Genomic DNA, 25690 nt, shown 5'->3' with positions numbered 1-25690 from the left:
CCAACATTTAAATACCGTCCCGGCTGCACGGGCGAACTATCTCACCGCTTGCCGTACTTCTTATGGACAGCCTGCTTGCTCACGCCGAGGCACACGGCAATGGCCTCCCAGGAAAGTCCCGCCTGACGCGCGCGGAGCACAGCCTCCGTTTCAGTGCGCGCGAGTTCCTTGTGGAGCTCCGCGACGGCGTACAGCGCCTCCGCCGGACCCTTGCCGTCCATTGAACCGATGAGTGTCTTCACGGCCCGCCTCCTGCCGTCAACCATAGTTGACGGCAGGAGCCAGCGTCAACCCAAGTTGACGCCCTGGCGACCGCCGCGGCGGCTCAGAAGGCCCGGTACATGGTCCGCTGCGGCCCGGCGTTTCCGCCGAGGTACAGCCCCCGGTCCTCGAATCCCGCTTTGCGGTATGCTGACTGACCGGCGGGGTTGCGTTCGTTCACGGAAAGGACGACGCCGGCCTCTCCCCCGCGAAGCCTGGCCGTCAGTTTCGCGGCTTCCCGCACCGCTGCAGAGGCCGCGAGGGTGCCCAGGCCCTGGCCTTGGCGGCGGCGGTCGATGAGGAATCCGCGCAGCAGCCACACTGACCCGTCATCGGCCCAGCCGGCGAGCGATGCCGCGCCGCGTTGGAGCGTCAGCACCCCAACTGCTGCACCGCCGGAGTCCACCACGTAGGGGACGCGTGAATCCTCTTCCAGCGCCACAAGCATCATGCGCAGCGGATCGCCGGCGAAGTCCTGCTGTCCGGCGGCGAGCTCCAGTTCCGCGATTTCGCCGAGCTTGATTGCCCGCGCGTCGTCGTCGAGGTTCTTCAGGGCGATGAGCCACACGTCGTCAGGCATAAAAGAAGCGTACCCAACACCTGCGGGTGCCCCGCCACCCCCGGACATGATGGCCTCCGGGCCGGTAACGGACTGTCTGCCCCGGGACGCTCCCCGCCGTTACAGCACCTTGGAGAGGAAATCCCGGGTGCGCTGCTGCTGGGGGTTGCCGAACAGATCCTCCGGGCGTCCCTGCTCGCAGATGACGCCGTCGGCCATGAACAGCACGCGGTCTGCCACTTCGCGTGCGAAGCCCATCTCGTGGGTGACCAGCACCATGGTCATCCCGTCGCGGGCAAGGTCCTTGATCACCTGCAGCACCTCGCCCACCATTTCGGGGTCCAGTGCGGACGTTGCCTCGTCAAAGAGCATGATGTCCGGATTCATGGCCAGCGCCCGGGCGATCGCCACGCGCTGCTTCTGGCCGCCGGAGAGGGAGGCCGGGCGGGCATCCGCCTTCTCGGCGAGTCCGACGCGTTCCAGCAGCTTCAGGGCACTGGCCCGCGCTTCGTCCCTGCCCTGCTTCTTGGACTCCACGGGAGCCAGCATGATGTTCTCGATCACGGACATGTGCGGGAACAGGTTGAAGTGCTGGAAGACCATGCCGATGTGCCGCCGGACCTCGTTGATGTCCACTTTGGGGTCGGTGACGTCGAAGCCGTCCACCGTGACGTGGCCGCCGGTGATGTCCTCCAGCTTGTTCAGGCACCGCAGGAAGGTGGACTTGCCCGACCCGGATGGCCCGATCACGCAGACCACCTCGCCTTCGGCGACCTGGGCGTTGATGCCTTTGAGGACCTGGTTGGAACCGAAGGACTTGGTCAGCTCCTTGACGGAGATCTTGCTGGGTGCAGTGACTGCCGTGCTCATTTGTTGAACCTCTTATCCGCAACGTTGGCCAGTTTGGTCAGCAGCATGATGACCACGAAGTACATGACCGCCACTATCAGCAGGGTCTCGGTGATCCGGAAGTTTCCGGCGTAAATCTGCTGGCCCTGGTACAACAGTTCGGCGAAACCGATGGCAAGCAGCAGCGAGCTGTCCTTGAGCATGATGATCAGCTGATTGATCAGGGAGGGCGTCATGATCTTGAAGGCCTGCGGCACCACCACCTTTTGCATGGACTTGGCATACCCGAGCCCCAGGCTGCGGCTGGCTTCGAGCTGGCCCGGGTCCACGGACTGGATGGAGCCGCGGACGATTTCGGTGATGTAGGCGCCGGCGTTGAGGCTGAGCGTCAGCACGCCCGCCACCCAGATGTCGATCGGCTGGCCGGTCAGCTGGGGAATGCCGAAATAGAAGAAGAAGGCCCAGACCAGCAGCGGGGTTCCCCGGAAGATGCTGACGAAGGTGGTGGCGATCCCGCGGAGCACCACGCTGGTGGAGATCTTCAGGAATCCCATGAAGAGGCCGATCAGCATGGCCAGGGCGAAGGAAATAGCGGTGACCAGGACAGTGTTGCCAAGGCCTTTCATCAGTGCCGGGAAGCTGTTGGCCAGCAGGTCCCAGAAGCTGGATTCTGCAGCCTGGGTGGGGTCCTTGAGATACTTGTCCAGGATTTCCTGGTACTTGCCGCTGGACTTCAGCTCCGCCAACCCGGTGTTGAATGCCTTCAGCAGTTCCGGATTCTGGCCCTTGTTGACGGCGAAGCCGTAGGAGCCGCCCTTTTCCTTTTCGGACACAGCCTTGAGGCCGTTGTTCTGGCTGATGCCGTAGGCCAGGACCGGGTAGTCGTCGAAAACGGCAACAGCGTTCCCTGACTTCACCAGTTCGTACATGGTGGCGGACTGGTCCAGGGACTTGACCGTGAAGCCGTACTTGTCGGCGATCGACTTGGCGAACGTTTCGCCCTCACTGCCGGTCTTGGCGGTGACGGTTTTCCCCTTGAGGTCTTCGTAGCCCTTGATGTCCGTGTTGGACTTGGCAACGGCCATCTGAACGCCCGACTCGAAGTAGGGGTCGGAGAAGTCGTAGATCTGCTTGCGGGGCTCGGTGATGGACATGCCGGCGATGACGCCGTCCACCTGGTTGGAGGAGAGCGCCTGCAGGGCGGCGTTGAAGCCGAGCGACTTGATCTCGACAGCGAATCCCTGGTTCGTGGCGATCTCACGGATGATCTCCATGTCGATGCCGGTCAGCTCTCCGCCGGCGTCACGGAACTCAAACGGCGCGAACGTGGTATCCGTGCCGATCACGAAGGTCTTCCCGGAAAGGCTCGACGGCGCTGCGGCCGGCTGCGCTGAGGCGGCCGCAGCCGCTGTGGCGGCAGGTGTGTCCGCCGGTGCCGCGGCGGCACCTGCGGCGCTGAAGAGCATTGCGGCCAAGGCCAGGAATGCTCCGATGACCGTGGCCGTCCGCGGCCGGGCGGCGACGGTCTTTTGGAGTCTGGGCAAGTTGATACAACCCCTTGGTAAATGCGGCAACCGGTCCGAAGACCGGAAAAGTACACCTCGAGGCTACTCGCATTTGGCCCGTTGCACCGGAGAGCCTGTGCCCCGTCTCCGGCTACTGCCCGTAAAAGACCCGCTCGAACACCGCGCGGGCGCGCCGGCTGAGCCTCAAATAGTCCTCTTCGAGCGCTGCCGCGTTGCCGGGCTGGTAACCGCACCAGCGGGCCACGGCCTCCAGGTCCCTGCGGGAGGAGGGCAGGAGGTCGGACGCGCGGCCGGTCCAAATCACGTTGGCCGACCTGATGCGGCTCGCAAGGCGCCATGCCTGCAGCAGGAGTTCGGCCTCGCCCCGCTCCAGGAATCCGAGTGAGGCAGCGGCTTCCAGGGCCGGCACGGTGGACGTGGTCCGCAGTTCGGGGTGTTTGCCCGCATGCTGCAGCTGCAGCAGCTGGACGAGCCACTCGACGTCGCTCAGGCCGCCCCGGCCCAGCTTCAGGTGCCGTGCGGGATCCGCGCCCCGGGGCAGCCGCTCTGCTTCCACCCTGGCTTTGACCCGGCGGATTTCCCGCACGTCCTTCTCCGAAAGTTCGGCCGGATAGCGGATGGGGTCGATCAGCTCCACGAAGCCGGCGGCAAGATCGTCATCCCCCGCGATGGGCAGGGCCCTCAGCAGTGCCTGGGCTTCCCAGACCAGCGACCACCGGCGGTAGTACTCGGCATAGGAATCCAGGGAACGGACCATGGCGCCGCTCTTGCCTTCAGGCCGCAGGTCGGCGTCCACCATCAGCACCCGTTCGGCCAGGATGGCGGGCTTGAGCGGCTGCGTCAGCAGGTTCGAAATGTGTCCCACGATCTGCGCGGCCTGGTTCTGCGCCTCCTCGTCGGAGGCCCCCGGCAGCCCGCGGTGCACGTACATAACGTCCGCATCCGAGCCATAACCGATTTCCCGGCCGCCCTGGCGGCCCATTGCCACCACCAGGACCTTCGTCTTCAGGGGACCCGCCGCAGCCACGATTCCTTCGGCAACGCGGAGGGCTCCCAGCACGGCTGCGCGGTCCGTGTCCGCGAGGGCAGAGCCCACCTGGTCCTGGTCCAGCAGGCCTGCGCTGTCCGCAATGGCGACCCTCAGAATCTCCCGGCGCCGTATCAGCCGGATGAGCCGCATGGCGCTTTCCGGATCCTCATGCCGGGACATTTTCGACGTGATTTCCAACCACTGGGCCTCGAATCCCAACGGGGCCAGATCCTTGTCAGTCCCCAGCCACGCCACCGATTCCGGGGAAACTTCCAGGAGGTCGGTGATGAGCCTGGAATTGGAGAGCACATGGCATAGCCGCTCGGCGGCCGCCGTCGAATCCCGCAGCATCCCCAAGTACCAGTGCGTTGTTCCCAGCGCCTCGCTGACGCGGCGGAAACCCAGCAGACCGGCGTCGGGGTCCACACCGTCGGCGAGCCAGCCGAGCAGGATGGGCAGAAGCTGGCGCTGCAGGGCGGCACGGCGGCTGACGCCGGCGGTGAGCGCCTCAATATGCCGCATGGCGCCGCGCGGATCCAGATACCCAAGGGCGGCTAGCCGGCCTTGTGCTGCTTCCGGGGTCAGGCGCGCCTCTTCACTGCTCAGCTTGGCGGCAGTGTTCAGCAACGGGCGGTAGAAGATTCGCTCGTGCAGTTCGCGGACGGAGCGTTTGGTCTTCTGCCAGGCCGCCAGCAGGGCATCGGGATGCGGGCGTTCACGGGCGAACGGACCCAGTACAGCCTTCGCGAGGGCGCGCAGTGCCTCTTCCCTCACCGGCATCAGGTGGGTCCGGCGCAGCTGGAAGAGCTGGATCCGGTGCTCCAGGAGCCGCAGGTACCGGTAGGCGTGGTCGAACTCGGCGGCGTCGGTCCGCCCGATGTAGCCGCCGGCCGAGAGCGCCGCGATGGCCGAGGTGGTGTCACGCTGACGGAGGGATTCATCGGCCTTGCCGTGCACCAACTGCAGCAGCTGGACCGTGAATTCGACGTCCCGCAGGCCGCCGCGGCCCAGTTTGATCTGGCGCTGTTCCTCCTCCGCGGGAATGTTGTCCGTGACCCGCCGGCGCATGGCCTGCACGGACTCCACGAAACCTTCCCGGTTCGCCGAACCCCAGACCAGGGGAAGGACCGCTTCCTCGTACCGGGCGCCCAGCTCCGCGTCCCCGGCAATTGTCCGCGCTTTCAGGAGTGCCTGGAACTCCCAGCTTTCGGCCCACCGGGCGTAGTAGCTCTGATGTGACGCCAGCGTCCGCACCAGCGGTCCCGATTTGCCCTCGGGCCGCAGGTTGGCATCCACCTCCCACAGGCCGGGTTCCCGGCCAATGGACATGATGGCCCGCGAAATCCCGGTGGCAAGGGCGGTGCCAATGGTGTTGGCACGGGCGTCGTCGAGTCCGTCAGCTTCGATCACATAGATGACGTCGACGTCGGAGATGTAGTTGAGTTCGCGGGCGCCGCATTTGCCCATGCCGATAACGGCCAGCCCGACGTCGGCTACTTCCGCCGCGTCGAACTGTTCCCCTGCTTCCGCCCGCGATACGGCCAGGGCCGCTTCGATGGCCGCGCCCGCGAGATCCGCCAGTTCGGCGCCCGCGGCGGGCATGAAGTCCAGCGGATCGGCGGCACACAGATCCTTAACCGCCAGGTCCACCACGCCCCTGCGGTACGCGGTCCGCAGGGCCACGTAGGCGTCCGGGCCGGAAAGTCCGGCCACGGGCCTGCGCGCCTTCGGGTCGGCCTGCACGGACCGCAGGAGCCTCGACCTCAGTTCCCCCGCATCCGCGGCGACCGGCTCAGGGCTCGCCACCACATCGAAAGCGTCAAGGTGCTCCGGGTGGCGGATCAGGAACTCGCCCAGGGCTTCCGAGGCGCCCAGGACCCGGTAGAGCGGCTCGCTCGTGTCAATGTCCGCGGCAGCGAGTTTCCGAAGGTCGGGATGCTTTTCGATCAGGCGCACCAGCGACTGCAGCGCGGTGTCCGGGTTGGCAGCCAGGTGGAAGCCCGCGAACAGTGCCTCCTGGTCGATCCCTTCCAGTTCCCGGGCAGCCAGGAACCGCTCCCCCTTTTCCAGGTCACTGAAACCGGCGGAGATCAGGCGACGGGCAAGGCTCACCTCTGCCCCCTACAGGATGCCGAGATTACGCTGCAGCTCGTAGGGCGTCACCTGGAGACGGTAGTCCTGCCATTCGGCGCGCTTGTTGCGCAGGAAGTACTCGAAGACCTGCTCGCCAAGGATCTGCGGCATGAGCTCGGAGTCCTCCATGGTCCTGATCGCGTCGTGCAGGCTCGCCGGCAGCGGATCGTGGCCCATGGCGCGGCGCTCGGCCGAGCTGAGCGACCAGATGTCGTCCTCGGCGGCGGCGGGAATCTCGTAGCCCTCTTCGATGCCCTTGAGCCCTGCGCCCAGCAGCACCGCATAGGCGAGGTAGGGGTTGGCTGCGGAATCGATGCCGCGGTATTCGATCCGGGCGGACTGGCCCTTGCCCGGCTTGTACAGCGGGACGCGCACCAGCGCGGAGCGGTTGTTGTGGCCCCAGCTCAGGTAGCTGGGCGCTTCGCCGCCGCCCCACAGCCGCTTGTACGAGTTCACGAACTGGTTGGTCACGGCCGTGAACTCGGGGGCGTGCTTGAGGATGCCCGCGATGAACTGTTTGGCCGTCTTGGACAGCTGGAACTCGGCACCGGCTTCATAGAAGGCATTCGTGTCGCCCTCGAAAAGCGAGAAGTGCGTGTGCATGCCGGACCCCGGGTGGGCGGTGAACGGCTTCGGCATAAAGGTGGCGTAGGTGCCCTGCTGCAGGGCCACTTCCTTGATGACGGTGCGGAAGGTCATGATGTTGTCCGCCGTCTGCAGCGCGTCCGCGTAGCGGAGGTCGATCTCGTTCTGCCCGGGACCGGCTTCGTGGTGGCTGAACTCGACGGAGATACCCACGGATTCGAGCATGGTGACCGCGGTGCGGCGGAAATCCTGTGCGACGCCGCCGGGGACGTGGTCGAAGTAGCCGCCCTCGTCGACAGGGACGGGCGAGCCGTCCGGGCCCGGCTCCTGCGACTTCAGCAGGTAGAACTCGATCTCGGGGTGGGTGTAGCAGGTGAAGCCCATGTCTGCGGCCTTGGCAAGGGTGCGCTTCAGGACGTTGCGGGGGTCCGCCGCGGAGGGCTCGCCGTCGGGCGTCAGAATGTCGCAGTACATGCGCGAGGTCTGTTCGGTTTCCCCGCGCCACGGCAGGATCTGGAACGTGGAAGGGTCCGGCTGCGCCAGCATGTCCGATTCGAACACGCGGGCCAGGCCTTCGATCGCAGAGCCGTCGAAGCCCAGGCCTTCCTCGAAGGCGCCCTCAACTTCGGCGGGGGCAAGCGCAACAGACTTGAGTGAACCCACGACATCCGTGAACCACAGACGCACGAACCGTACATCTCGCTCTTCGATCGTCCGCAGGACAAACTCTTGCTGGCGGTCCATTATGGCCTCTTCTCCGGATCAACATTTTGATGCCCCGGGTCCGTATTCCATAGAGCCGGCGGCAGCTCACGATTCACTTTACTAAGCATTCCCGCCGAATGTTGGAGCCGGACCTCCGCGTAACACAGCGTTAACACGCAGACCGGCACGCTGAACCGGGCTCCGGGGACGCTACCGGCCTTCGGGGGCGCCGCTTTGTGACGCGATTCACCGGAACGGGCGGACAGTCCGGTAGCTAGGACGCGCAGTACCGCACTACGCTCTAGCCATGGCCACAAGCAACAGTTCCGATTCCAGCATGTCCGCTGAAGTACCTGCTCCCTACGGCAACGGTCCCGCCGACGCGCCCGCAACGCCGTCGGACACCGCCAAAAAGCCCGTGGCACGAATCCGGACCCATCACCTGCAGCAGGCCAAGGACAAAGGCGAGCACTTTGCCATGCTGACGGCCTACGAACAGTACACGGCCGAGATCTTCGACGAAGCGGGCATCGAGGTGCTCCTGGTCGGGGACTCCGCGTCCAACAACGTGTTCGGTAACGAAACCAGCCTCCCGGTCACCGTGGACGAGCTCCTTCCGCTGTGCCGCGCCGTGGCGAGGTCAGCCAAACGGGCACTGGTGGTCGCCGACCTTCCATTCGGAAGCTACGAGGTCTCGGCCGAGCAGGCCGTGGCCACCGGAGTCCGTTTCCTGAAGGAAGGACTTGCCCATGCCGTGAAGATCGAAGGCGGCAAGTTCTACGCGGACACCGTCCGGGCCATGGTCCAGGCCGGCATTCCGGTGATGGCGCACATCGGCTTCACCCCGCAGAGCGAGCATTCACTGGGCGGCTACCGGGTCCAGGGCCGGGGCGATGACGCGCAGCGCCTGATCGATGATGCCGTGGCACTCGCCGACGCCGGCGCCTTCAGCGTCCTGATGGAGATGGTCCCGGCCGCCACCGCCGCAGCCGTTGATGCCGCCATTGCAGTTCCCACCGTGGGCATCGGCGCAGGCAACACCACCACCGGCCAGGTCCTGGTGTGGCAGGACATGGCGGGACTTCGCGGCGGCAAAATGGCCAAGTTCGTCAAACAATATGCTGACCTGCGCACGTCGCTGAGCAATGCGGCCAAGGCCTACGGAGACGATGTACGGACGGGCCAGTTCCCCGGCCCCGAGCACTCGTTCTAGCCGGCCCCAGGCCGCGCCCCGGCCGCGCCGCGTGGTTCGCTCCGCCTGGTTGGCGACTTAGTCTTCGTCGCCCTTTTCCCAAGACTCGTTGCGTGCCTTGACCTTCTCCAGCGCATGCTCGGCTTCGGCGCGCGTCTTGTACGGCCCGATCAGCTGCGTCCAGTCGGACATGGCGTCCTCTTCCACCTCATGGGTCTTGACGTTGTACCAGTACTCGGTCATCGCTGCTCCTCGCATCGTTCAGGCTCCGCGCCCGCTGAAAGTGATCCACGTAACGTAGGGCGTCATCGGGTTCCGATCCGGCTGTCCGTTACATGGGCTTCTGTGCCTGCTTATATGATCAATCTATGCCTTCTCTTGCCTCGACTGCACCCACCGGCACGCTGGTCCCGGGAACCGTCAGCCCGCAGCTGCCTGTCCCGGCGTCAATTCCCCGCCCCGAGTATGTGGGCAGGCCGGGTCCGGAGAAATTCACCGGCTCGGAGGTGAAATCCGCGGAGACCATCGAGAAGATCCGGGTTGCCAGCCGGATCGCCGCCCAGGCCATCGTCGAGGTCGGCAAACACATCGAACCCGGCGTAACGACAGACCAGCTGGACAAGATCGGCCACGAGTTCCTGCTGGACCACCATGCCTATCCGTCCACGCTGGGCTACCGGGGCTTCCCCAAGTCGCTGTGCTCGTCGCTGAACGAAGTGATCTGCCACGGCATACCGGACAGCACGGTGGTCCAGGACGGCGACATCCTGAACATCGACATCACCGCGTTCATCGGGGGTGTCCACGGCGATACGAACTTCACGTTCCTGGTGGGAGATGTGGATGAAGAGTCCAGGCTCCTGGTGGAGCGCACCAAGGAATCCCTCAACCGTGCCATCAAGGCCGTGGCACCCGGACGTGAAATCAACGTCATCGGCCGCGCCATCCAGTCCTACGCCAAGCGTTTTGGCTACGGCGTAGTCCGGGATTTCACCGGCCACGGCGTTGGCGAGGCCTTCCATACCGGCCTGATCATTCCGCACTACGACGCCGCTCCCGCCTACAACACGGTCATGGAAACGGGCATGGTGTTCACCATTGAACCGATGCTGACCCTCGGTACGGTTGAGTGGGACATGTGGGCCGATGACTGGACCGTGGTGACGCGCGACCGCAAGCGCACCGCCCAGTTCGAGCACACCCTCCTCGTCACCGAATCCGGCGCAGAAATCCTTACCCTGCCCTGATCACCCTCCCGGCCCGCCGGAATTTTTGCCTGTAAACCCTTTGCCCGCCCACAGCCACGAACGGAATCACATTGGCCAAGAAGGACGACAAGTCAACCAAGAACGCCCCGCTGATCGGAATCGATATCGGCGGAACCGGAATCAAGGGCGGCATCGTCGACCTCAAAAAGGGCAAGCTCGTGGGCGACCGCTTCCGCGTTCCGACGCCGCAGCCCGCGACGCCTGAATCGGTCGCCGAAACGGTCGCCGCAGTGGTCGCTGAGCTCGACGCACGGCCGGACGCGCCGTCCCCCGACTCGCCGATCGGAGTGACGTTCCCCGGCATCATCCAGCACGGGGTGGTCCATTCCGCGGCCAACGTCGATAAGTCCTGGCTCAATACGGATATTGACACCCTGCTGACCAAACGGCTGGGCCGCCCGGTGGAGGTCATCAACGACGCCGACGCCGCCGGTCTGGCCGAAGCCCGCTACGGTGCCGGTGCGGGTGTCTCCGGCACTGTCCTTGTGATTACCCTCGGAACGGGCATCGGCTCGGCCTTCATCTTTAACGGCAAGCTGGTCCCGAACGCCGAGCTCGGACACCTTGAGATCGACGGCTTTGACGCCGAGAGCAAGGCTTCTGCCGTGGCCCGTGAACGCGACGGCCTGAGCTGGACCGAGTACAGCGTGCTGCTCCAGCGCTACTTCTCCCATGTTGAATTCCTGTTCTCCCCCGAACTGTTCATCGTCGGCGGCGGCATCTCCAAGCGGGCCGACGAGTACCTGCCGCACATGAAGCTGCGCACCAAGATCGTCCCGGCCGAGCTCAAGAACGATGCCGGCATAGTGGGCGCGGCCATCGAGGTCGCACTCACGCACAAACTGGCCAAGTAGGCGGGCTGCCGGTTCCATGACTGCCACAGGCGGGGACGTCGCCGTCGTCACCGGAGCCAGCCGCGGAATCGGCGCCGCCATAGCCTTCCGCGCGGCACAGGCCGGTTATGCCGTTCTGGTTAATTACTCCGCGGACTCGGCCGGAGCTGAGTCCGTGGTGCAGGAGATACGGGCAGGCGGCGGCAACGCGCTTGCGCATCGGGCGGACGTCAGCGATCCCGAAGCCGTCGGGTCCATGTTCGATCAAGCGGCGACGTTGGGCGCCGTCACGGCGGTCATCAATAATGCCGGGATCACCGGAAACCTCATCGGCAACCTCGCGGACGTTCCTGCGGCGACGGTCCGTCGTGTCATGGACGTCAACGTGTCCGGACTGATCTATGTCTGCCAGGAAGCGGTGCGGAGGCTCAGCACGGCCAGGGGCGGACGCGGCGGATCCATACTGAACATCTCCTCCACCGCAACGAAGGCAGGCTCACCGGGCACCTGGGCGCATTACGCAGCGTCAAAGGGGGCCGTTGATGTCCTCACGGTAGGGCTTGCCTCGGAAGTCGCTGCGCAGGGAATCCGCGTCAACTGCGTCGCACCCGGAAGCACCAACACGGGCCTGCACGCAGCCGCGGGAATGCCGGACCGGGTGGAGCGCCTGAATCCGACCATCCCCATGGGCCGGGGCGCCGAACCGGACGAAATTGCCGCTGCGGTGGTGTGGCTGCTGTCGGGCGAAGCCGGCTACATTACCGGAGCCGTACTCCCCGTCGCCGGCGGCCGCTGACCGCAACCGGAATCCGGGGGTTGGTGCCGGTGGTGGCGTCGGCTTCCCCTCCGCTGCCACCACCGGAGTCTAGAGCGGGCTCTTCTCGGACTTCTTGCCCTTTGCCGCCTTGGCTTCGACTTCCGCTTCATGGCGAAGGATGGAAATGGCGGTCTCAAAGTCTTCCAGCGATTCAAAGGCCTGGTAGACGCTGGCGAAGCGGAGATAGGCCACTTCGTCCAGTTTCTGGAGCGGGCTGAGGATGGCCAGGCCCACCTCGTGGGCGTCGATTTCCGCAGCGCCGGAAGCGCGGATTGTTTCCTCGACCTCCTGCGCCAGCATCGCAAGGTCATCTTCGGTCACGGGCCGGCCCTGGCAGGCTTTCCGCACGCCGTTGATCACCTTGCTCCGGCTAAACGGCTCGCCGACGCCGGAGCGCTTGATCACCGTGAGGCTGGTGGTTTCCACGGTGGTGAAGCGGCGTCCGCATTCGGGACACTGTCGGCGGCGGCGGATGGCGGAGCCGTCGTCTGCCATCCGGCTGTCCACCACGCGGGAATCAGGGTTACGGCAAAACGGGCAATACACGTTATTTCCTTCCCCTGGCCGAGCTTGAACCGGCCGAACTTCAGCTCGGCGGACTGGTACTTCTTGCACCCTAGTTTACGACTACATGTAGCGGAATAACAAGCCTGTAATTACTACATGTAGTGGTTAGTCGCCCTAGGCGAATCGCGCCGTCACGGCCTCGCCGTGGGCCGGGAGGTCCTCTGCTCCGGCGAGGCTGACGATGTAGCCGCTGACCTTTTCGAGGGCAGGCTTGCTGTAGTTGACCACCTGGATGGCACGCAGGAACGTGGTGACGTTGAGGCCGGAAGAGAAAGCTGCCGTGCCGCTGGTCGGCAGCACATGGTTGGACCCGGCGCAGTAGTCCCCCAGGCTGACGGGGCTGTAGTCCCCCACAAAGATCGCTCCCGCGTTGCGGATGCGGGCAGCAACAACCGGGGCATCCGCCGTCATGATCTCAAGGTGCTCCGCAGCGTAAGCGTCACAGGCTGCGATTCCCTGTTCCAGGTTATCCACCAGCACCACGCCGGACTGCGGGCCGGACAAGGCTTCCCGCACCCGCGCGGAGTGTTTGGTCAAGCCCGCCTGCACGGCAAGTTCCGCGCGGACGGCCTCCGCCAGGTCCTCTGAGTCGGTGATGAGGACCGAGGCTGCCTTGGGATCGTGTTCGGCCTGGCTGATGAGGTCAGCGGCCACCAGTGACGGGCGGGCGCTGCTGTCCGCAAGGATGGCGATTTCCGTGGTGCCGGCCTCGGAATCGATGCCGACCACACCCTTGACCAGCCGTTTGGCCGTGGCAACAAAGATGTTCCCGGGCCCGGTCACCACGTCCACCGGATCCAGGGCTGCCTCCGCATCATCCGCCGGAACACCGTAGGCAAAAGCCGCGATGGCCTGGGCGCCACCAATGGCGTACACCTCATCAATGCCCAGCAGCGCCGCTGCGGCCAGGATGGTGGGGTGCGGGAGTCCCCCGAAGTCTTTCTGGGGAGGCGACGCCAGGGCAATGGAGGCAACGCCGGCAGCCAGCGCAGGCACGACGTTCATAATGACCGACGACGGGTAGACCGCCAGCCCGCCGGGAACATACAGCCCCACGCGGCCCACCGGCACCCAGTTCTGGCTTACGACGGCGCCCTCGCCCAGTTCGACGTCGACGTTTGCCGGCCGCTGGCTGTCAGCGAACTTGCGCGCGCGGCTGATCGACTCTTCCAGCGCGGCCCGCACTGCCGGGTCCAGCTCCTCCAGGGCTGCGCGCAGCGCTGCGCCGGACACGCGCGGGTGCTCCTGCTCGACGCCGTCGAACGTCTTTGCGAATTCACTCAGCGCCGCGAAGCCCCGGGAGCGGACCGCAGTGATGATGTCCGTGACCTTCTGTTCGGCGTCGGCCATGGTCTGGTGCCGGGCGCGGGGAACAGCCGATCGGAGTCCGGCCAGGGACAGGCGCTGACCGCGCAGGTCAATGGTGCGGTAGTCGATGGCCGGGGCGGTGGTCTGAGCAGGGCTGTCGGGAGAAATGGTCACCCGCCCATTTTACGTGCCTTGGGCGGAAGCTTCGTTCCCTGGTGGCTTTTGCCCCGGAAGGGCTAATTCGCCGGGCTGCAGGCCTAGGTGTCCTGCGCCGGCGGTTTGCCCAGGAGGCTGAACAGGTTTGCCACGAAAACCGCAATCGCCACCGCCGCCGGCCAGATGGCCAACACAGCGAAGGCGCGGAGCGAGAACGCGATACTGGCGTTCCGGGCAGTGTCTTCGTCCGGGCCCCACCATTGCCCCGCCAGGACCCCCGTCTGCCATGCGATGAGTCCGCCGAGTGCCCCGCCGGCTACGGCGAAGAGCACCGCAGCGGGCGCGGGGACCCCGGTTCGTTTTCCGTTAAGGAGGACCCCGGTCACGCAACCCGCCAACAGGAACAGGCCGGCCAGCACGAGGTCCCTGGGAAGCCAGCCTTCGGCATTCGTGCCGGTGGCCAGGGAGGGATCGCCGGACAAAAGGTTCAGGCCGCCGGGCGCCAGCAGCCACCACAGAAGTCCTACCGGGATCCCGGCAGCGGCTATGAGGGCCGGCAGACGCCATGAAGGCCCGTCACCACGGTAAAGTTCACCATAGGCGGGCGGGTTGCCGTGATCCCCGGAATGCTTCGGATTCTGCGGAACCGGGCCGGTGCCTGATGGCTGTGTCATGAAACAAACATTAACAAACGTTCACGGCCGTTAAACAAGTGACGCGGCAGGTAACCAAGTCACGCACAGCACCGGGCGCCCCATACGCTGGCTAGCAAGACCCACCCAGGATTATTTCAGCAGGGAGTTAGATCACAGTGACCTCAGACGAGGCAGCCTTCGAAGGCACGTTCAGGGAGATGTTCCGACGGCATGCGGCCGGTGTGGCGATTATCACGGTGAACTACAACGGCACCCCGTACGGATTCACGGCCACCTCCGTGGCGTCCCTGTCGGCCCAGCCGCCGCGCTTTACCTTCAACATGGCCCGCAGCTCCAGCTCCTGGCCCGCCATAGCCAACACCACGCACATCGGTGTCCACATGCTTGGCTTGGACAACCAGGAACTCGCCGACCGCTTCGCGCGGACCAAGAACCGCTTTGAAGGCGACCACTGGGAACTCGGACCCCACGACGTGCCCATCCTCAAGGACGTGGCGGGCTGGCTGATCGGCAAGATACAGATGCGCCTCTCCTTTGAGAACAACGCGGTTGTCGTTGTGGAGGTCGTGGAAGGACAGGTGGGCCAGGACGGCTCGCCGCTGCTCTACCATTCGGGCGCCTACGGCCAGCCTGTTCCCCTCGACTACGAAATCTAGGGAGCTACCAGGGCAGGGACACGGACGAGCCCAGCTCGAAGAACCGCGGACCGGTGCCGCGGTGGTCGTTGAACTCGCGCAGGAGCTCCTTGGCCGCCGCTGCGGGCTCCTTCGACGCTCCTGCGCATCCCATTCCGGTCTTCAGCGCCCCCGGGTGGACGGACCATGCGTCCATTTCCGCGCCAAATTCCTCATGCAGGCTCAGCGTCAGCATGTTGAGCGCCGCCTTGCTCAGGCGGTAGCCATAGCTCGTCCCGAAGCCGGCGAATGCGCCCTTCGCCTGCAGTGCTGCCGAACCCAGCCTGGATGACACGTTGACCACGAGGGGCCTGCGGCCGCTTTGACCCGGCCGGAGCAGCCCGGCGAGGGATGCCTGGGTCACCCGCACGGCGCCTGCGACGTTGTTGTCCAGAAGCCGGCAGAGGGAAGCGGCGTCAACTGAGCCGAGCGCCTTGTGGCTGCTGCCCACCGCCGCATTGTTCACCACGACGTCGATGCTGGCTCCTGCAAGCACCTCGGCCACGTCTTCCGGGCACGAATGCGCAATGTCCCATTCCAGGAACCGCACGCCGGCGCAGGGCCCGGTAGTCGCCGCGGATCCCGGCCGGACGATGCCGTAGACCGTCCATTGTTCAGCTGCCAGGACGGCCGCCAGTGCGGCGCCGAACCCGCGCCCGGCACCGGAAATCACCGCCGTGCCCGGTGCCGGCTTCACGGAAGGTTCCGGCAACTAGCTGTCCAGGCAGGTCGGTCCGAGGAGCACTTTCAGGTCGCCAAAGAGGGACGGACTCGGGTTGACCCTCAGATGGACCGGAAGCGCCATCACTTCCACCCTGGTGTCCCCCTGCAGGTGCAGCCTGACTTCGGAGTTGCCCCGGTGCGTCCTGAGCACGTCTCCCAGCTCCGTCACCACGGCCTCGGTGGCTTTGTGAGTCTGCATGGTGATCACCAACGGCCCGTTCAGGCCCTCGCTGAGGTCCGGGACGGACAGCTCCATGCAGTTCAGGGTGACGGCGCCGTCGTCGCGCCGTTGCAGCCTTCCCTTGACCACCACGATCAGGTCTTCGGCGAGAACGGACGCAATGGGACCGTAGACCTGGCCGAAGAACATGACCTCCATGGAACCGCCCAGGTCCTCGATTTCCGCTCGGGCATAGGCGTTGCCGCTGGCCTTCGCGATCCTCCTGCTCAGCGAGGTGATCATGCCCGCAATGGTGATGATGGCACCGTCGTGCGGGCCGTCCTCCGCGATGATCGAGGTGATGGACTGGTCCGCGTGCTGGCTCAGCAATCCCTCGAGGCCCTGCAGCGGATGGTCCGAGACATAGAGCCCCAGCATGTCGCGTTCGAAGGAGAGCTTGTCCTTCTTCTCCCACTCCGGCAGGTCGGGGATTTCGATGCTCAGCGACGCCTCGGATTCGGCTTCGTCGAAACCGGCGAAGAGGTCGAACTGCCCGATCGCCTCGTTGCGCTTGAGGGTGATGACGGAGTCAATGGCCTCTTCGTGGATCATGGCCAGTGCCCGGCGGTGGTGGTTCAGGGAGTCGAACGCACCGGCCTTGATCAGGGATTCGATGGTGCGCTTGTTGCAGACCACCGCGGGCACCTTCATCAGGTAGTCCTTGAAGGACGTGTAGGCGCCTTCCTTTTCACGCGCCGCCACCATGGCTTCGACGGCATTCACGCCGACGTTGCGGATGGCGCCCATGCCGAAGCGGATGTCGTTGCCCACAGGGGTGAAGTTGAGGGCTGACTCGTTGACGTCGGGCGGCAGCACCGTGATGCCCATGCGCCGGCATTCGTTGAGGTAGATCGCCGATTTGTCCTTGTCATCGCCAACCGAGGTCAGCAGTGCGGCCATGTACTCCGGCGCATAGTGCGCCTTCAGGTACGCGGTCCAGTAGGAAATCACACCATAGGCGGCCGAGTGCGCCTTGTTGAAGGCGTAGTCGGAGAACGGGAGCAGGATGTCCCAGAGTGTTTTCACGGCTTCCATGGAGTAACCGTTGTCCTGCATGCCCTGGGAGAAGCCGGCGAACTGCTTGTCGAGCTCTGATTTCTTCTTCTTGCCCATGGCGCGGCGCAGGATGTCCGCCTGGCCGAGGGAGTAGCCGGCGAGCTTCTGCGCCACGGCCATCACCTGCTCCTGGTACACGATCAGCCCGTAGGTGCCGCCGAGGATTTCGGAGAGCGGTTCCTCAAGCTCCGGGTGGATCGGAATGACTTCCTGGATCTTGTTCTTACGCAGCGCGTAGTCGGTGTGCGCGTTGGCGCCCATGGGACCCGGGCGGTAGAGCGCCAGCACCGCGGAGATATCTTCGAAGTTGTCAGGCTTCATCAGCTTGAGGAGGGAGCGCATGGGGCCGCCGTCAAGCTGGAACACGCCGAGGGTGTCGCCCCTGGCCAGCAGCTCGTAGGACGCGGTGTCGTCGAGGGCCAGGGTTTCGAGGTCGAGTTCGATGCCGCGGTTCATTTTGATGTTTTCCAGGGCATCCGAAATGATCGTCAGGTTTCGGAGGCCCAGGAAGTCCATCTTGATCAGGCCAAGGCCTTCGGACGTCGGATAGTCGAACTGGGTGATGACCTGGCCGTCCTGGAAGCGGCGCATGATCGGGATCACGTCGATGATCGGGTCCGAAGACATGATGACACCGGCGGCGTGCACGCCCCACTGCCGCTTCAAGCCTTCGATGCCCAGTGCTGTTTCGAAAACCTTGGCAGCTTCGGGGTCGGTGCTGATCAGCTGGCGGAAGTCGCCGGCCTCGCCGTAGCGCTTGGCTTCCTTGTTCTGGATGTCGGCCAGCGGGATGTCTTTGGCCATCACGGCCGGCGGCAGCGCCTTGGTCAGCGTCTCGCCCATGCTGAACGGGTAGCCCAGCACACGCGAGGAGTCCTTCAGCGCCTGCTTGGTCTTGATGGTGCCGTAGGTGACGATCATGGCGACGCGCTCGTCACCGTACTTGCGCGTGACGTAGTCGATGACTTCGGAGCGGCGCCGGTCATCGAAGTCGACGTCGAAGTCAGGCATGGAAACGCGGTCCGGGTTGAGGAAGCGCTCGAAGATCAGGCCGTGGTGCAGCGGATCAAGGTCGGTGATGCGCATCGCGTACGCCACCATGGAGCCTGCACCCGAGCCACGTCCGGGACCCACCCGGATCCCGTTGTTCTTGGCCCAGTTGATGAAGTCGGCAACCACCAGGAAGTAGCCCGGGAAGCCCATGGAGGTGATGACTTCCAGCTCGTAGTCGGCCTGCTTGCGCACCTTGTCCGGGATGCCCTGGGGGTAGCGGTAGTGGAGTCCCTTGTCGACTTCCTTGACCAGCCAGGAGGTTTCATCCTCCCCTTCCGGGCAAGGGAACCGGGGCATGTAGTTGGCGCCGGTATTGAATGACACTTCGCAGCGCTCGGCGATCAGGAGCGTGTTGTCGCACGCCTCAGGGTGGTCGCGGAAAAGTTCACGCATTTCCTGCGGTGACTTCAGGTAATAGCCGCTGCCTGAGAAGGCGAAACGCGAGCCGCCGTTGTCGTAGGTCGGTTCCAGGAGGGTGGAACCTGACTGGATGGCCAGCAGGGCCTCATGCGCCTTCGCGTCGTGCTCGTGCGTGTAGTGCAGGTCGTTAGTGGCCACCAGCGGCAGGTTCAGGTCCTTGGCCAGACGCAGAAGGTCGCCCGTGACGCGCCGCTCAATGTCCAGGCCGTGGTCCATCAGCTCGCAGAAGTAGTTCTCCGCACCAAAGATGTCGCGGAACTCCGCAGCAGCCTCCAGGGCCTCGCGGTACTGGCCGAGCCTCAGCCGGGTCTGGACCTCGCCTGACGGGCAGCCGGTGGTGGCGATGAGCCCCTCCGAGTAGGTGTTCAGCAGCTCACGGTCCAGCCGGGGCCATTTGCCGAAGACCGAGTCCAACGACGCGATGGACGAGGCCCGGAACAGATTCCGCATGCCCACGTTGTTGTAGCTCAGCAGGGTCATGTGGGTGTAGGAGCCACCGCCGGAGACGTCGTCCTTGCGCTGGCTTTCCTCGCCCCAGCGGACACGGCTCTTGTCGCCGCGGGCGGTCCCGGGAGTCACATAGGCTTCGACGCCGATGATCGGTTTGATGCCCTTGTCAGTCGCCTTGCGCCAGAAATCGAACGCACCAAAAAGATAGCCGTGGTCCGTCGTGGCGAGGGCAGGCATCCCCAGGCGTTCGGTTTCGTCGAACAACTCCCCCAGGCGGGCAGCCCCATCCAGCATGGAGTATTCGGTATGGGTGTGCAGGTGGACGAACGAGTCATTGCTGGAAGTCACCGGACCATTCTAGTGCCGGGCAGCGACAGTTCCGGCTCAGGCGTCCCCGGAAGCCAGAACTTCGAGTGCGTACGCGAGATCCTGCGGGTACTCGCTGGTGACCGTCACGCGTTCCCCGGTGCGGGGGCTGTCGAAGCCGAGCTGCCGGGCGTGGAGCCACTGCCGGGTCAGGCCGAGCGTCGCCGCGAGCCGCGGATCCGCCCCGTAGGTCAGGTCGCCCGCGCAGGGGTGGCGCAGGGCGGAAAAGTGGACACGGATCTGGTGGGTGCGGCCTGTTTCGAGGTGCACTTCAACCAGGGATGCCTTACCGAAGGCCTCGAGGACCTCGTAGTGGGTCACGGATTCGCGGCCGTCTTCGATGACAGCGAAGCGCCAGTCATGGCCCGGATGGCGGCCAATGGGCGCGTCGATCGTGCCCACGAGGGGATCCGGCAGCCCCTGGACCACTGCGTGGTACACCTTGTCCACCGTGCGCTCCTTGAAGGCGCGCTTGAGCGCCGTGTAGGCGCGTTCCGACTTGGCCACCACCATGACCCCGGACGTACCCACGTCGAGGCGGTGCACGATGCCCGCCCGTTCGGGGGCACCCGACGTCGAAATCCGGTAACCCAACCCCGCGAGTCCCCCCACGACGGTGGGTCCCACCCAGCCCGGGGACGGGTGCGCGGCCACGCCCACCGGCTTGTCGATAACCACGAAGTCTTCGTCGTCCAGCAGTACTTTCAGGCCTTCCACAACTTCCTCCACGACTTCCAACGGGTCCCGCCGTTCGGGAACAACGACCTCCAGCACGGCGCCGGAGGCCAGCTTCAGGGACTTGCCCACTGCCTTTCCACCGGAGCTGACATTGCCTTCGGCGATCAGGGTGGCCGCCTGGGAGCGGGAGATTCCCATGAGCCTGGCGAGGCCCGCGTCGACGCGGGTGCCGGCGAGTTCTTCGGGAACGGTCAGTTTCTCAGGCATCCTTGCCCTCCGCGGTCTTCTGGAGCCGTGAACCGTCGAGGGAGATGCCCCGGAGCGTCAGCAGGCAGATGATCACGACGGCGGACACCACGGCGGAATCGGCAATGTTGAAAATCGCGAAATTGGGCAGCTGGATAAAATCCACCACGTGGCCCATGGCGAACGACGGTTCACGGAACAGCCTGTCCGTGAGGTTCCCCAGGGCGCCGCCGAGGAGCAGGCCGAGGGCCAGGGCCCACCACGCCGAGCCGAGTTTGCGCAGCTGCAACAGAATGGCAATCGAAACGCCGGCCATGATGATGGTGAAGACCCAGGTCACGTTCTCGCCAATGGAAAAGGCGGCTCCGGAGTTGCGGATGTAATACCAGTGCAGCAACGGGGGCAGCACCGGAATACGCTCCCCCTCCACCATGGTGCTTGTGACCCACAGCTTGGTCAGCTGGTCGAAGACGTAGGCGAAGACAGCGAAGCCGGCGAAGAGCGACAGCAGGACCGACTTTCGCGGCCGGGCCTGGGTCGTTGCTGGCTGCGCTGCGGCAGGTGCTGTTTCGTCAGTCATAAAGCTTTCATTCAGGAGCCAGTCCCGGGACTGGTAGGAAGTTGCTGCTGCCCGCCATGGACCGCACCGTTGGCGGTTAATGGCAAAAGCCGGTGGCCGAGGAGTCCTCAGCCACCGGCTTTCAGAATACTTGCTAAACGGCGGGGCTGCCGTCGCCAACCTCGGGGGCAGCCACGGAACCGCGGGCGTCCAGGTCGCGGAGCTGGCCTTCGATGTAGGCCTTCAGGCGTGAACGGTAGTCGCGCTCGAAGCCGCGCAGCTGCTCCACCTTGCGTTCCAGGACGGACCGCTGCTGCTCCAGGGCACCCAGGATCTTGCGGGACTTCTCCTGCGCGTCGTTGACCAGGCTGCTGGCTTCGATCTGCGCCTCGGCGATGATCTTGTCCTTCTGCTGCTGGCCGTCGGCGACGTGCTTGTCGTGCATCTGCTGTGCCATGGCGAGGAGGCCGGCGGCAGACTCCGCCGTGGCGTTGGCCGCAACAGGAGCAGCAGGGGCGGGAACCGGAGCAAGTGCCGTTGCCGGCTCGGGAGCCTTCTTCTTGGCTTCAGCGGCCTTGGCCTCGGCTTCAGCCTTGGCACGGGACTCGTCCTTCTCAGCCTTGACCGGGGCGGGGACCTTTTCCACCACCGGCGCCGCTGCTGCGGAGCTGGCGGGCGTGCCTGAGCCGCTCTCGGCAAGCTTCTTGCGAAGCTCGTCGTTCTCTTGGTTCAGGCGGCGCAGTTCGACGACGATTTCGTCCAGGAAGTCGTCAACTTCGTCCTGGTCGTAGCCTTCGCGGAACTTGGTCGGCTGAAAGCGCTTGTTGACAACGTCTTCTGGCGTCAAAGCCATCTGGTCACCTCGTTGGTCTAGTTAGTCAGTAGGCCTTCCGGCCGTCAAAACTACGGTACCTAAATATGGTCTGGTTCCTCTAATTCAACACTGAGGTGTCAAACCGGAGTTTCTACGCGATGCCGTGGATGGCGGTTTCCCGCCTGTCAGTGCGCCGCAAGCTGTAATGAAAATTACGCGAGATTCTTCACGATTGCCATAGCCACGCTGATAGCGATGAACAACAGCAAAAACCCGAGATCCAGCGAAATCCCGCCCAATCGGAGGGGTGGAATAAGGCGCCTCAGCACCTTGAGGGGCGGATCTGTGACGGAGTAGACAGTGTGGGCCGCCACCAGCGCGGCGCCCCTCGGCCTCCACTCGCGCGCAAACATCTGCACCCAGTCGTAGACCAAACGGATGATCAAAGCCACAAATACGAATAGTAAAGCGATATAGACAAGTCCGAAAACAATTCCCATGAGTTAACTCATATCTCCATGTTCATTCCGGATACCGCAGTGTCCTGTTGCCGTTCTTGTCTATTTCAGCACAGATGCCAGACAGGTCGCCTGCCTGGCATCCTTACTGGTCCGCTGCTAGCTCTGGTTGAAGAAGCTGGCCTGTGTCTCGCTGACCTTCTTGTCATCGCCGATGACCTCCACGTACGACGGCGAGAGAAGGAACACCTTGTTGGTAACCCGTTCGATGCTGCCGCGGAGACCAAACACCAGCCCGGCCGAAAAATCGACCAGGCGCTTGGCGTCGGCTTCGCCCATGTCCGTGACGTTCATAATGACGGGGATGCCATCACGGAAGCTTTCACCGATCAGTTTGGCGTCGTTGTAGGACCGCGGGTGGATCGTGGTGATCTGGCGGAGTCCGGTGGTCTCTTCGCGGCTCGAAGCCGCGCGCTTGATAGGTGTCACAGGTGCGCGATATTCCTCTTCGGCGGCGTGTGGAGTCGGCGTTTCACGGGCGACCTCGCGAACGGGCGCCGGTGCCCGGCGTTCCTCGCGGTCATGCTCCATTGAATCGTCCTCGTCCTTTTGCGGTGTGTGGTGCTCAGACTCGTAGTGTTCATCGCCATCGGCGAGCCCAAGATAGATCATTGTCTTGCGCAGAGCGCCAGCCATGGTCGACTCCTAATCGTGTCCGTAAGCGGGCCGCTGAGTTGACTTGACAGCATTGGAATCCCCGCCATTCTCTTCCAATGCTTTGACGCTACCCCAACGCAGGACGCGAACCCAATATATCCGACCCTATTCGCAGGTGTGTCGCACCCGCCCTGATGGCGGATTCAAGATCCTGGCTCATGCCGGCCGAAATCCCCGACGCCGAAGGGTGGTCCTTGACCAGCTGCGCTGATATCTCCGCCAGTTTGGCGAAGGCCGCGTCAGGATCCGAACCGAGGGGAGCCACAGCCATGACGCCGGCAAGTACAAGCCCGGGTGATCCCGCCAACTGGTCCGCCAGCACGGGAACCTCGAGCCTGCTTGCTCCGCCCCGGTGGCTCCCGGCGTCCTCGTCCAGGCTCACTTGGATAAAGCACTCGAGAGGGGCCCTGCCGGTCCGCTCCTGCTCCGCGGCAATGGACTTGGCCAACGCTGCTGCCAGTTGCGGCCGGTCCACGGAGTGTATGGCGTGGGCATACCGGACGACGGACTTGGCCTTGTTGCTCTGCAGCTGACCGACGAAGTGCCACCGGAGTCCCAGATCGCTGAGCCTGGCGGCCTTCTCCGACGCCTCCTGGTCCCGGTTCTCCCCCACATCCGTTACACCCAGCGCTGCCAGCCTGCGCACGTCGTCGGCGGGGTGGAACTTGGTGACCACTATGAGCTCCGGCGGGTTGTCCGGGCGGCCTGCGGCTTCCGTGGCGGCCGCGATCCTGCGCCGGACCGCGGCAAGGCGCTCCTTGATGTCGATCAGGCGGGGGTCGTCCGGGGCCGTCACGTCAAGGGTCTCACTCACTGATCCACACCAACCCGGCGAACCGGCCCGTGGCCGGGTCGCCGCGGTAGGAGAACAACTCTTCATTTTCAAGGGTGCAGGGTCCGGAATACTCCACGGTGACGCCATGTGCCTCAAGCTGGCTGCGCGCTCCGGCAGGAAGGTCCAGGCCGGGGGTGCCCCAGGACGTTGTTGACCAGGTCGCAGGTACGGCTTCCGCAACCTCCGCCCGCATGCTTTCCGGCACTTCGTAGCAGGATCCGCAGATCGAAGGACCGATCCAGGCCCGGATGTCATCAGCCCCCTCGGCGCGCATGCGCGCCAGGGTTTCGGGGATGACGCCGCTGGCGACTCCCGGGCGTCCTGCGTGGGCAACAGCCAGGATCGGATTTCCTCCTGCTGCCGTTCCGGCGAGGACCACCGGGACGCAGTCCGCCACCATCACGGCGAGCGGCCGCCCTGAGGACACCATCCCGTCGGCAGTGGGGCCGCCGGGTTCCGGGCTGTCCGTCGCATCGCCGATATAGGCCACGGCATTGCCGTGAACCTGGTTCATGTACTGGAAGGCGCCTGCCGGCAGCCCCACTTCAGCCTCAAGGGATTCGCGCCGGCGATGGACGTCGGCGGGGTCGTCTCCCACATGGAGGGCGAGGTTGCCGGCCCTGGCGTCTGTAAATGCAACCCAGACGCCGGGCCGGACTTCGGTTCGCCACCAAAACAATCAAAACACCGCTTACTGACTAGCTGACAAAACGTCCCGCAAGGCCTACTTCAGGAAGTCGGGGACATCCAGGTCGTCCGAGCGGCTGCCGGACAGGTCCGGCTCCACAACCGAGGGAAGGTCGACGTCGAAGCCCGAGTCGGCGGGGACCGCCGAGGGACGCTGCTGGCCCCAGTTGCTCAGGCCCGAAGCGCCGATGCCGGCGTGGACCGGCTGGACGTGCTGTGCCGGCGCCTGCGCCGCGGCAGGAGCCGAGGTGGGCGCAGCCGGACGCTGGGGGGCGGCCTGCGGCTGCGACTGGTCCATCGACGGCGAGGTGGCTTTGACGTCGTCGAAGCCTGCTGCGATGACCGTCACACGGGCCTCGTCGCCCAGGGCGTCGTCGATGACGGCACCGAAGATGATGTTGGCCTCCGGGTGGGCAACTTCCTGGACCAGGCGGGCGGCCTCGTTGATCTCGAAGAGCCCCAGGTCCGAGCCGCCCTGGATGGACAGCAGGACGCCGTGGGCGCCGTCGATGGATGCTTCCAGGAGGGGGGATGCGATGGCCAGTTCCGCAGCCTTGACGGCGCGGTCCTCTCCACGGGCCGAGCCGATGCCCATGAGGGCGGAGCCGGCACCCTGCATCACGGACTTGACGTCCGCGAAGTCAAGGTTGATCAGGCCCGGGGTGGTGATCAGGTCGGTGATGCCCTGGACACCGGACAGCAGGACCTGGTCGGCGGAGCGGAAGGCGTCCAGGACGGAGACATTGCGGTCACTGATGGACAGCAGCCGGTCATTGGGGATCACGATCAGGGTGTCCACTTCGTCGCGGAGGGCGTCAATGCCCGCCTCGGCGGACCCTGCGCGACGCCGGCCCTCAAAGGTGAACGGGCGGGTGACAACACCGATGGTGAGGGCGCCGAGCGAACGTGCGATGCGGGCAACCACGGGGGCGCCGCCAGTGCCGGTGCCGCCGCCTTCGCCAGCGGTGACGAAGACCATGTCTGCGCCCCGGATGACCTCTTCGATCTCGTCGGCGTGGTCCTCGGCCGCCTGCTTGCCGACCTCCGGGTTTGCGCCGGCGCCAAGTCCACGCGTCAGCTCGCGGCCCACATCAAGTTTGACGTCGGCGTCGCTCATGAGCAGAGCCTGGGCATCGGTGTTAATTGCGATGAATTCGACACCGCGGAGACCGACTTCGATCATGCGGTTGACTGCGTTCACGCCACCGCCGCCGATGCCGACGACCTTGATGACGGCCAAGTAATTCTGCGGAGCTGCCACGTTACGTGTCCCTTGTTCGTGTCCTATT

25 protein-coding genes are annotated in these 25690 nt (G+C 64.9%); 5 read left to right on the top strand and 20 right to left on the bottom strand.

The features are described from left to right. Nucleotides 1-41: 41 nt before the first annotated feature. From AC1MDG_RS08155 to glnA, 6 genes are all read right to left on the bottom strand, one after another. Nucleotides 42-266: an AsnC family protein gene (locus AC1MDG_RS08155; protein WP_479808489.1), complete on the bottom strand. Its 225-nt coding sequence runs from the start codon at nucleotides 264-266 to the stop codon at nucleotides 42-44. 59 nt (nucleotides 267-325) lie between these two features. Next, entirely contained in the window at nucleotides 326-841 is a 516-nt protein-coding gene (locus AC1MDG_RS08150; RefSeq protein WP_479808488.1) for a GNAT family N-acetyltransferase, read from the bottom strand. Between the two features lie 99 nt (nucleotides 842-940). Further along, nucleotides 941-1690 carry an amino acid ABC transporter ATP-binding protein gene (locus AC1MDG_RS08145; protein ID WP_043480514.1) on the bottom strand — a complete coding sequence of 250 codons (750 nt, stop codon included), beginning with the start codon at nucleotides 1688-1690 and terminating at the stop codon, nucleotides 941-943. Continuing rightward, nucleotides 1687-3135, bottom strand: coding sequence for an amino acid ABC transporter substrate-binding protein/permease (locus AC1MDG_RS08140; protein ID WP_479809053.1), 1449 nt, complete (start codon nucleotides 3133-3135; stop codon nucleotides 1687-1689). Before AC1MDG_RS08140 ends, AC1MDG_RS08145 begins: the two co-directional genes overlap by 4 nt. Before the next feature lie 190 nt (nucleotides 3136-3325). Continuing rightward, nucleotides 3326-6337 (bottom strand): bifunctional [glutamine synthetase] adenylyltransferase/[glutamine synthetase]-adenylyl-L-tyrosine phosphorylase, encoded by a 3012-nt coding sequence (locus AC1MDG_RS08135; protein WP_479808487.1) that lies wholly within the window; start codon nucleotides 6335-6337, stop codon nucleotides 3326-3328. A 9-nt stretch (nucleotides 6338-6346) separates the two neighbouring features. Next, entirely contained in the window at nucleotides 6347-7687 is a 1341-nt protein-coding gene (gene glnA / locus AC1MDG_RS08130) for a type I glutamate--ammonia ligase (protein ID WP_043480507.1), read from the bottom strand. Nucleotides 7688-7955: 268 nt separating this feature from the next. On the opposite strand from glnA, the gene panB reads away from it, so the two are divergent. Further along, on the top strand, nucleotides 7956-8861 hold the full coding sequence (gene panB / locus AC1MDG_RS08125) for a 3-methyl-2-oxobutanoate hydroxymethyltransferase (protein WP_043480506.1): 906 nt from the start codon (nucleotides 7956-7958) through the stop codon (nucleotides 8859-8861). Between the two features lie 57 nt (nucleotides 8862-8918). Here the strand turns inward: panB and AC1MDG_RS08120 are convergent, their stop codons facing one another. Further along, nucleotides 8919-9083 (bottom strand): SPOR domain-containing protein, encoded by a 165-nt coding sequence (locus AC1MDG_RS08120; RefSeq protein ID WP_144406352.1) that lies wholly within the window; start codon nucleotides 9081-9083, stop codon nucleotides 8919-8921. Between the two features lie 125 nt (nucleotides 9084-9208). Here AC1MDG_RS08120 and map point away from each other — a divergent pair, with 125 nt between their 5' ends. The 3 genes from map (at nucleotide 9209) to AC1MDG_RS08105 (ending at nucleotide 11737) form a co-directional block, all read left to right on the top strand. Further along, nucleotides 9209-10087 carry a type I methionyl aminopeptidase gene (map, locus tag AC1MDG_RS08115; RefSeq protein WP_043480504.1) on the top strand — a complete coding sequence of 293 codons (879 nt, stop codon included), beginning with the start codon at nucleotides 9209-9211 and terminating at the stop codon, nucleotides 10085-10087. 71 nt (nucleotides 10088-10158) lie between these two features. Next, nucleotides 10159-10962, top strand: coding sequence for a polyphosphate--glucose phosphotransferase (gene ppgK, locus AC1MDG_RS08110; protein WP_011691448.1), 804 nt, complete (start codon nucleotides 10159-10161; stop codon nucleotides 10960-10962). A 16-nt stretch (nucleotides 10963-10978) separates the two neighbouring features. Beyond that, a complete protein-coding gene (locus AC1MDG_RS08105) occupies nucleotides 10979-11737 on the top strand; it encodes an SDR family oxidoreductase (RefSeq protein WP_479808486.1) in 759 nt (252 codons plus the stop codon). A gap of 69 nt (nucleotides 11738-11806) precedes the next feature. Here AC1MDG_RS08105 and nrdR read toward each other — a convergent pair whose 3' ends face one another. The 3 genes from nrdR to AC1MDG_RS08090 form a co-directional block, all read right to left on the bottom strand. Next, on the bottom strand, nucleotides 11807-12304 hold the full coding sequence (gene nrdR, locus AC1MDG_RS08100; RefSeq protein ID WP_043480499.1) for a transcriptional regulator NrdR: 498 nt from the start codon (nucleotides 12302-12304) through the stop codon (nucleotides 11807-11809). A 135-nt stretch (nucleotides 12305-12439) separates the two neighbouring features. Next, nucleotides 12440-13807: a histidinol dehydrogenase gene (hisD, locus tag AC1MDG_RS08095; protein ID WP_479808485.1), complete on the bottom strand. Its 1368-nt coding sequence runs from the start codon at nucleotides 13805-13807 to the stop codon at nucleotides 12440-12442. Between the two features lie 83 nt (nucleotides 13808-13890). After that, nucleotides 13891-14463 (bottom strand): hypothetical protein, encoded by a 573-nt coding sequence (locus AC1MDG_RS08090; protein WP_479808484.1) that lies wholly within the window; start codon nucleotides 14461-14463, stop codon nucleotides 13891-13893. Nucleotides 14464-14642: 179 nt separating this feature from the next. Here AC1MDG_RS08090 and AC1MDG_RS08085 point away from each other — a divergent pair, with 179 nt between their 5' ends. Then, the gene (locus AC1MDG_RS08085) at nucleotides 14643-15101 is read left to right on the top strand and encodes a flavin reductase family protein (protein WP_479809052.1); all 459 of its coding nucleotides are present in this window, start codon (nucleotides 14643-14645) and stop codon (nucleotides 15099-15101) included. A gap of 4 nt (nucleotides 15102-15105) precedes the next feature. Here AC1MDG_RS08085 and AC1MDG_RS08080 read toward each other — a convergent pair whose 3' ends face one another. The 10 genes from AC1MDG_RS08080 to ftsZ all read right to left on the bottom strand — a co-directional run bounded on the left by AC1MDG_RS08080 (nucleotide 15106) and on the right by ftsZ (nucleotide 25662). Then, nucleotides 15106-15816 (bottom strand): SDR family NAD(P)-dependent oxidoreductase, encoded by a 711-nt coding sequence (locus AC1MDG_RS08080; protein WP_479808483.1) that lies wholly within the window; start codon nucleotides 15814-15816, stop codon nucleotides 15106-15108. Nucleotides 15817-15831: 15 nt separating this feature from the next. Further along, nucleotides 15832-19389: a DNA polymerase III subunit alpha gene (dnaE, locus tag AC1MDG_RS08075; RefSeq protein ID WP_479808482.1), complete on the bottom strand. Its 3558-nt coding sequence runs from the start codon at nucleotides 19387-19389 to the stop codon at nucleotides 15832-15834. Nucleotides 19390-19425: 36 nt separating this feature from the next. Further along, complete coding sequence (locus AC1MDG_RS08070) at nucleotides 19426-20352, bottom strand: RluA family pseudouridine synthase (protein ID WP_479808481.1); 927 nt, start codon at nucleotides 20350-20352, stop codon at nucleotides 19426-19428. Continuing rightward, a complete protein-coding gene (gene lspA / locus AC1MDG_RS08065; RefSeq protein ID WP_043480477.1) occupies nucleotides 20345-20911 on the bottom strand; it encodes a signal peptidase II in 567 nt (188 codons plus the stop codon). Before lspA ends, AC1MDG_RS08070 begins: the two co-directional genes overlap by 8 nt. A 133-nt stretch (nucleotides 20912-21044) precedes the next feature. Further along, complete coding sequence (locus AC1MDG_RS08060) at nucleotides 21045-21743, bottom strand: DivIVA domain-containing protein (RefSeq protein ID WP_043480474.1); 699 nt, start codon at nucleotides 21741-21743, stop codon at nucleotides 21045-21047. Nucleotides 21744-21916: 173 nt separating this feature from the next. Continuing rightward, nucleotides 21917-22204, bottom strand: a complete 288-nt coding sequence (locus AC1MDG_RS08055; protein ID WP_043480470.1) for a YggT family protein — start codon at nucleotides 22202-22204, stop codon at nucleotides 21917-21919. Nucleotides 22205-22321: 117 nt separating this feature from the next. Further along, complete coding sequence (locus AC1MDG_RS08050) at nucleotides 22322-22858, bottom strand: cell division protein SepF (RefSeq protein WP_043480469.1); 537 nt, start codon at nucleotides 22856-22858, stop codon at nucleotides 22322-22324. Between the two features lie 88 nt (nucleotides 22859-22946). Then, nucleotides 22947-23693, bottom strand: coding sequence for a YggS family pyridoxal phosphate-dependent enzyme (locus AC1MDG_RS08045; RefSeq protein ID WP_479808480.1), 747 nt, complete (start codon nucleotides 23691-23693; stop codon nucleotides 22947-22949). Then, the gene (locus AC1MDG_RS08040; protein WP_479808479.1) at nucleotides 23686-24393 is read right to left on the bottom strand and encodes a purine nucleoside phosphorylase YfiH/LACC1 family protein; all 708 of its coding nucleotides are present in this window, start codon (nucleotides 24391-24393) and stop codon (nucleotides 23686-23688) included. The genes AC1MDG_RS08045 and AC1MDG_RS08040 overlap by 8 nt, the downstream gene beginning before the upstream one ends. 45 nt (nucleotides 24394-24438) lie before the next feature. Beyond that, nucleotides 24439-25662, bottom strand: coding sequence for a cell division protein FtsZ (ftsZ, locus tag AC1MDG_RS08035; RefSeq protein ID WP_043480462.1), 1224 nt, complete (start codon nucleotides 25660-25662; stop codon nucleotides 24439-24441). Nucleotides 25663-25690 lie beyond the last annotated feature (28 nt).

Source organism: Arthrobacter sp. AIWTK1 (genome assembly GCF_056680535.1).
The sequence above is the reverse complement of the archived record's forward strand: the minus strand, read 5'-3'. Positions and strand labels throughout refer to the sequence as shown.

What these genes read in the sequence shown, in the direction of transcription:
- AC1MDG_RS08155 (WP_479808489.1), bottom strand. Translation starts at nt 266, where the DNA reads ATGGTTGACGGCAGGAGGCGGGCCGTGAAGACACTCATCGGTTCAATG.
- AC1MDG_RS08150 (WP_479808488.1), bottom strand. Translation starts at nt 841, where the DNA reads ATGCCTGACGACGTGTGGCTCATCGCCCTGAAGAACCTCGACGACGAC.
- AC1MDG_RS08145 (WP_043480514.1), bottom strand. Translation starts at nt 1,690, where the DNA reads ATGAGCACGGCAGTCACTGCACCCAGCAAGATCTCCGTCAAGGAGCTG.
- AC1MDG_RS08140 (WP_479809053.1), bottom strand. Translation starts at nt 3,135, where the DNA reads ATGCTCTTCAGCGCCGCAGGTGCCGCCGCGGCACCGGCGGACACACCT.
- glnA (WP_043480507.1), bottom strand. Translation starts at nt 7,687, where the DNA reads ATGGACCGCCAGCAAGAGTTTGTCCTGCGGACGATCGAAGAGCGAGAT.
- panB (WP_043480506.1), top strand. Translation starts at nt 7,956, where the DNA reads ATGGCCACAAGCAACAGTTCCGATTCCAGCATGTCCGCTGAAGTACCT.
- AC1MDG_RS08120 (WP_144406352.1), bottom strand. Translation starts at nt 9,083, where the DNA reads ATGACCGAGTACTGGTACAACGTCAAGACCCATGAGGTGGAAGAGGAC.
- map (WP_043480504.1), top strand. Translation starts at nt 9,209, where the DNA reads ATGCCTTCTCTTGCCTCGACTGCACCCACCGGCACGCTGGTCCCGGGA.
- AC1MDG_RS08105 (WP_479808486.1), top strand. Translation starts at nt 10,979, where the DNA reads ATGACTGCCACAGGCGGGGACGTCGCCGTCGTCACCGGAGCCAGCCGC.
- AC1MDG_RS08090 (WP_479808484.1), bottom strand. Translation starts at nt 14,463, where the DNA reads ATGACACAGCCATCAGGCACCGGCCCGGTTCCGCAGAATCCGAAGCAT.
- AC1MDG_RS08085 (WP_479809052.1), top strand. Translation starts at nt 14,643, where the DNA reads ATGTTCCGACGGCATGCGGCCGGTGTGGCGATTATCACGGTGAACTAC.
- AC1MDG_RS08070 (WP_479808481.1), bottom strand. Translation starts at nt 20,352, where the DNA reads ATGCCTGAGAAACTGACCGTTCCCGAAGAACTCGCCGGCACCCGCGTC.
- lspA (WP_043480477.1), bottom strand. Translation starts at nt 20,911, where the DNA reads ATGACTGACGAAACAGCACCTGCCGCAGCGCAGCCAGCAACGACCCAG.
- AC1MDG_RS08060 (WP_043480474.1), bottom strand. Translation starts at nt 21,743, where the DNA reads ATGGCTTTGACGCCAGAAGACGTTGTCAACAAGCGCTTTCAGCCGACC.
- AC1MDG_RS08055 (WP_043480470.1), bottom strand. Translation starts at nt 22,204, where the DNA reads ATGGGAATTGTTTTCGGACTTGTCTATATCGCTTTACTATTCGTATTT.
- AC1MDG_RS08050 (WP_043480469.1), bottom strand. Translation starts at nt 22,858, where the DNA reads ATGGCTGGCGCTCTGCGCAAGACAATGATCTATCTTGGGCTCGCCGAT.